Annotated in this window: 4 protein-coding genes, 1 tRNA gene and 1 pseudogene; 2 read left to right on the forward strand and 4 right to left on the reverse strand. The window is 64.3% G+C overall.

What is annotated here, in order from left to right; all coding sequences use genetic code 11:
- A pseudogene (locus FCK22_RS19080) lies at window positions 1–1,160 on the reverse strand (hypothetical protein); the annotation flags it as partial.
- Window positions 1,161–1,311: 151 nt separating this feature from the next.
- On the opposite strand from FCK22_RS19080, the gene FCK22_RS08320 reads away from it, so the two are divergent.
- Window positions 1,312–2,013: an SIMPL domain-containing protein gene (locus tag FCK22_RS08320; RefSeq protein WP_067261238.1), complete on the forward strand. Its 702-nt coding sequence runs from the start codon at window positions 1,312–1,314 to the stop codon at window positions 2,011–2,013.
- 51 nt (window positions 2,014–2,064) lie between these two features.
- On the opposite strand, the gene FCK22_RS08325 is transcribed toward FCK22_RS08320, so the two are convergent.
- Window positions 2,065–3,357 carry an O-acetylhomoserine aminocarboxypropyltransferase/cysteine synthase family protein gene (locus tag FCK22_RS08325; RefSeq protein ID WP_067261239.1) on the reverse strand — a complete coding sequence of 431 codons (1,293 nt, stop codon included), beginning with the start codon at window positions 3,355–3,357 and terminating at the stop codon, window positions 2,065–2,067.
- Between the two features lie 76 nt (window positions 3,358–3,433).
- Complete coding sequence (locus tag FCK22_RS08330) at window positions 3,434–4,438, reverse strand: hypothetical protein (protein ID WP_067261241.1); 1,005 nt, start codon at window positions 4,436–4,438, stop codon at window positions 3,434–3,436.
- A 92-nt stretch (window positions 4,439–4,530) separates the two neighbouring features.
- Between FCK22_RS08330 and FCK22_RS08335 the strand changes: the two genes are divergently transcribed.
- A complete protein-coding gene (locus FCK22_RS08335; RefSeq protein WP_169306071.1) occupies window positions 4,531–5,097 on the forward strand; it encodes a hypothetical protein in 567 nt (188 codons plus the stop codon).
- 243 nt (window positions 5,098–5,340) lie between these two features.
- Here FCK22_RS08335 and FCK22_RS18895 read toward each other — a convergent pair.
- Window positions 5,341–5,424, reverse strand: a tRNA-Tyr gene (locus FCK22_RS18895).
- Between the last annotated feature and the right edge of the window lie 32 nt (window positions 5,425–5,456).

The following is a 5,456-nucleotide window of genomic DNA, read 5'->3' on the forward strand; positions in this document are numbered from 1 at the left end:
ATGCCGCCCAGAGAGGTGCCGAACCACGCGGCGCGGTCGATCTGGAAGTGATCCAAAAGCCCCGTCGCGATCTGCGCGTAATGTTCGACCGAATATTCCACCTCAGGGTCTCGCGCCCAGCTCGACCAATCAACCTTGCGCGAAGGCTCGGGCTGCGGCGCGGTCTGCGTGCTGGCCGCCGCCGCAAGGGGGGCTGCGGATGCCGCAACGCTGCCCGTGGGGGCGGGCGGCGCGTCCGCCTCCGTCTCTTCCGGTTCCTCGCTTGGCGCGGGGGGCTCCAACGCGGGCAGGTCTTCTGCCAACGGCGGTGGGGTTTCCTCTGGAGTGGGGGCCAGCTCGGCCTCTGCCGGGTCTTCCGTCGCCTCCGTTTCCGTCGCAGCGTCCAAGGCGGGCAGGTCTTCGTCCAAGGGCGGTGGCGTGTCTTCGGGGGTTGGCTCCAACGAGGGGGAGGCTTCCGAAGCGTCCTCGGTCGACCCCAACTCCGGCAGGTCTTCCTCTACCGGCGGCGGGGTCTCTTCCGGTGTAGCGGCAAGTTCAGGCTCGGCCACGGGGGGCGTCTCATCCGTGTCCACGACCGGCCCTTCGGGCGCGTTCATCACGCCGGAAATCACGATGGGGGCCGTCTCAGGCTCCACGGTTTCGCCGGGTTCCAGCAGGTCTGACGCGGCTTTCGTCATGCCGAAGTGCGGCGCGCCATCGAAGCTTTCACTGGCCGGGGCGGCGGCAAAGCTGACCGGGTGGAAACGATGCTCCACGGCGAAGGCTTCGGCTTCGTCCAAGGTCTCGCGGGCCACGGCGGCCACATGGCTCTGCCCGCCATCGGCATGCACATCGAACACCAGATCGGAAACCGGATAGGGCGTGGCCCCCTCCAGCGCCTCTGCCGCTGCCGCACGGCGGGCGGCGGGGTCCATATCCGGCGTGTCGAGGGTAAGGTATTTGATCTGCGCGTCGGGGATCAACAGCAGGCTGCGCAGCCCGCCGGGCTCCAACGCCGTGGCGGTTTTGCGCAAGACCGCCAGTTCCGCCGCCAGATCGGCGCTGTCGAGCGCCACTTCACCAACAAGCTGCCATCCGCCCGATGTGCGGTGGAGCAAACGAATGCCGTCGAACGACAGGGAGAGGGTAAAATTCGGCTTCATCGCGGTCGACTTTAGCATGGGGTCGGGCGCACTTACAGACGCGCCGCAGTCATCGCGAAGGATAGAGCAGGAGTTCGCCCAAGGGAAGGGTGCGCACCGTGCGGGTGCTTGTCAGAACCGGGCCGCGATGGGCAAATGGCGGCGCATTGATGCACGGAAAGGAACGAACATGCGACTGATGAATTGGGTGGCGCTGGCGTGGATGGCGGGGGCCGGATTGGTCTCGGCCCAGCAGGGACCGGAAGAGGGGATTATCGTCACCGGCCAAGGCAGCATCGCCGCCGCGCCCGACATGGCGACGATCACTCTGGGCGTGACCGAAGAGGCCGAAACCGCCAAGGCCGCGATGGACGGGGTGAATGCCGCCGTGAGCGCGATCCTGACCCAGCTCGACGCGCAGGGCGTCGCGGCGAAGGACCGCCAGACCAGCCGTTTCTACCTGCGCCCGCTGCATGACCGCCGCGCGAATGAGAACGGCCAGCCGCCGCGCATCACCGGTTATCAGGCGGGCAACTCCGTGACGGTCAAAGTGCGTGATCTGGACCGCTTGGGCGCGATGATGGATGCGGTGATCGACGAGGGTGCGAATGATTTCAACGGGTTGGACTTCGGACTTCAAGACCCGAAAGATGCGCTGGCCGAGGCACGCAAGGCCGCCGTTGCGGATGCCACCGAACGCGCGCGGCAGTTGGCCGAGGCGGCAGGGGTGGAGCTCGGCACGCTGATCCGCATGACCGAAAACTCCCACGCGCAGCCCAAGATGTTTGAATCCGCCCGTATGGGGATGGCGATGGACAGCGCCGTGGCCGAAGGCGAGGTCGAGGTGCGGGCGCAGGTGTCGATGACCTTTGCGATTGCCCCGGGGCAGTAAGCTGCCGCGGATGGAAAACCCCCGCCGAGGTGATCGGCGGGGGAAGGTGGTTTAGCTGGTCGCTTTGGCCAGTGCCTGATCGAGATCGGCGATCAGATCGTCGGCGTCCTCCGTCCCGATGGAGATGCGCACGACACCCGGACCGGCCCCCGCCGCTTCCTGCTGCTCTGCCGTCAGTTGCCGGTGGGTGGTAGAGGCCGAGTGAATGATCAGCGAGCGCGTATCGCCCAAGTTCGCCACATGGCTAAAGATCTCAAGGCTGTTGACCAGTTTCACACAGGCGTCATAGCCGCCCTTGACCGCAAAGGTGAAAAGCCCGCCCGCGCCCTTGGGACAGACCTTTTGCATCCGCTCATGATAGGGCGAGGATTCCAGCCCGGCATAGGTCACATACTCAACCCGGTCGTCCTGTTCGAGCCATTCGGCCACCTTCACCGCGTTCTGCACATGCCGCTCCATGCGCAGCGACAGGGTTTCGATCCCCATGAGCGTGTAATGCGCCGCCTGTGGGTTCATCGTCATCCCCAGATCGCGCAGCCCGATGGCGATGCCGTGGAAGGTGAAGGCCATGGGGCCGAAGGTCTCGTGGAACTTCATGCCGTGATAGGCTTCCTCAGGCTGGCTGAGGGAGGGGAATTTGTCATTGGCAGACCAGTCGAACTTGCCCGAATCCACGACGCAGCCGCCCATGACGGTGCCATTGCCGGTGAGGTATTTTGTGGTCGAATGCACCACCAGCGTCGCGCCGTGTTCAATAGGGCGGCAGAGGTAGGGCGTGGCGCTGGTGTTGTCGATGATGAGCGGAATGCCCGCCGCATCGGCTACATCCGCAATGGCGCGCACATCCATGATATAGCCGCCGGGGTTGGCGATGGCCTCACCAAAGACCGCGCGGGTGTCGTCGTCGATCGTATCGGCCACGGCCTGCGGATCGTCGAAGTCGACGAATTTGCAGGACCAGCCAAAGCGTTTGATCGTATGGCTGAACTGCGTGACCGTGCCGCCATAGAGACGGGTAGAGGCGACGATATTCTTGCCCGGCCCCATCAGCGGGAACAGCGCCATGATCTGCGCCGCATGACCCGATGAGCAGCAGACCGCACCGACGCCGCCTTCGAGCGTGGCAATACGCTCTTGCAGGACCGCGTTGGTGGGGTTGGTCAGGCGCGAATAGATATAGCCGACTTCCTCAAGGTTGAACAAAGCCGCCGCGTGATCGGCATCGCGAAAGACATAGGCCGTGGTCTGATAGATCGGCGTCTGCCGCGCGCCGGTGGCCGGGTCGGGGCTGGCGCCTGCGTGAATTTGCAGCGTGTCGAAATGTGGGGTGGGGCTGTCGGCCATTGGTCTGTCCTCTCAGAAAATGGTTCCCGCGCAGCCTAGGCGCAAAGACCCGTCCAGACAACGGGGCAGGCGGGGCTCAGCGCATCCAGAAACCGTTTGATTTGATCCGGTTGCGGATCGCCTGTTCGCGGCGCGGCAGGTTGTCTTGATCGAAAAGCGCGCGCACCTTGGCCCCGCGGCCCTGATAGACCATCCGCTTGATCGCATCGCGCTGCTTGAGCAGCTTTTTCATTCGGTTGGGGGCGGTGATGGCCTCTAGCACCTCGATGGCATGATCGCTCTCCCGCGCGTAGAGCAGGGGCAGAAAACGATAGTGGCAGGAGACCGTGCCATCCAACAGCCCAGAAGGCAGGGTGCCCCGCCCGCCGCCAAGGGCGTGGATCACCAGCGGCAGCACGATTTGGTCGAGCCAAGGGTCAAAGCTCTGCGCGCAAAGCTCGACCGGAGGAGCGTCGCGCACCGCCAGCGCGTAGCGCAGAAAGAGATCGCCGAATTCCTGCGGACAGCGGTAGTAGAAGAACCCTGCGTTAAAATAGAGATAACGCCGCCAATATTCATCCGGTTGGCTCAGGTCGAGGCTGCTGGCGAAGTCGAGGCCGAACTTGTCGTAAAGCGACTTCCACAATGCGCTATAGCCCGGCCCGTATAGCTGCGGCTCGGGCCATGTCCCCTCGCGTTTGAGAGAGGCCGAGGGGCGGTTGAAATCAAACGGCACCGCCGACAGATCGCCGGTGATCAGCGTATCGGTGTCAAAGAAAACAAAGGGTTCGCCCGCGGGCAGGGCGCTGAGCATCTCGATCTTATTGCCATTGGGGTAGGTGCTGCCGAAATGCTGATTGTCAAAGGGGACGAACTCCGCCCCAAGCTCGTTCAGCGCCTCGCGCAGCGCGCTGTCGGTGATGCGCGGGTCACTGTCCCAAAGCGGGCCGGGCTGCGGCTCGGCGATCAGCAAACGACCTTGGAACTCCGGGCAGGAATGGCGCAGGGAGGCGGCGAAGAGCAGCGCCTCATAGGCCAGCCGCCCCTCTTGGCCCACAATGACGACGTTGAAAATTTGCGGGATACGCGAATTGCGTGTCATACTTAACTGCGGCCTTTGGTTTTCGACCAGTATAGGGGCAGGGCTCTGTCGGCAAAAGCCAGCAATTTGAGCGGCCTGCGAAAGGGGTTCGAATGTTCGATTTTGTCTTTGCCGTGATCGTGATCAGCTTGGGCGGCCACTCTGCGCCTTCGGACGGGGTAGGCCGACCGGATGCGCCGATGACGGTGCAGGCTCCGGCACGCCCCGCAGCCCCGGCCAGCCCGGCGGCGCCCGCGGCCCCGCCGCCTGCGTTCTACATGGATGCCGTGCCCCCCGGCTTGGTCGCCGAAGACCAGACGCCCACGGGCCGTTTCACCACCGCCGCAGAGGTGCGTCCGATCCTGAACGCCACCCGCGGGAATTGGATCGCCGTGCGAGAGTATGATGGGCGAGACTTCCTCTATGTGACCCACCTGTGGAGCTGGCGCTGCGGGCTGGCCGCCATGGCAATCGCGGTGAACGACGCGCCGATGCGGAATCTGCCGATGCCGCCCTGCCACGATTCATTGCCGACGCCGAATGCGGCTCTGGAGGGGGATCCGCAGCCTTACCTGGTGTTTGACCTCGGGTCGGTTGAGAGGGTTCGGGTTCAACTGGTTTACGACGATTTGGGAATGGCGATTGAGGGTTTTTTGCGGAGCGGTGTGCTGATCCCGTGATAGCCTTCGGGCCCGGCTTTGATCGGTCGCCACGAACGCGCCTTAACTGCGCATACGAACTATCGCGAGGGGGGAGAAAGTGGTGGGCGACCCTGGAATCGAACCAGGCGTGCGTCTCCGCGAGGGAGCCGCAGGCGGGCCCTGCCACATGGCTATCCCGCGCAGGATCGATCCGGGGGATCGATCGGTGGCCATCCGCTCGGCGCCAGCATGTTACGATGTCTGAAAATAGGGGGGAGAAAGTGGTGGGCGACCCTGGAATCGAACCAGGCGTGCGTCTCCGCGAGGGAGTTACAGTCCCCTGCCACACCTTGCGGCCTGTCGCCCACTTTGTCCCGGTGCATTGCACCTGACGTGGG

This window comes from Sulfitobacter sp. 15WGC, assembly GCF_005068605.1.
GTDB classification, from domain to species: Bacteria; Pseudomonadota; Alphaproteobacteria; order Rhodobacterales; family Rhodobacteraceae; genus Sulfitobacter; species Sulfitobacter faviae.

What these genes read in the sequence shown, in the direction of transcription:
- FCK22_RS08335 (WP_169306071.1), top strand. Translation starts at nt 4,531, where the DNA reads ATGTTCGATTTTGTCTTTGCCGTGATCGTGATCAGCTTGGGCGGCCAC.
- FCK22_RS08325 (WP_067261239.1), bottom strand. Translation starts at nt 3,357, where the DNA reads ATGGCCGACAGCCCCACCCCACATTTCGACACGCTGCAAATTCACGCA.
- FCK22_RS08320 (WP_067261238.1), top strand. Translation starts at nt 1,312, where the DNA reads ATGCGACTGATGAATTGGGTGGCGCTGGCGTGGATGGCGGGGGCCGGA.
- FCK22_RS08330 (WP_067261241.1), bottom strand. Translation starts at nt 4,438, where the DNA reads ATGACACGCAATTCGCGTATCCCGCAAATTTTCAACGTCGTCATTGTG.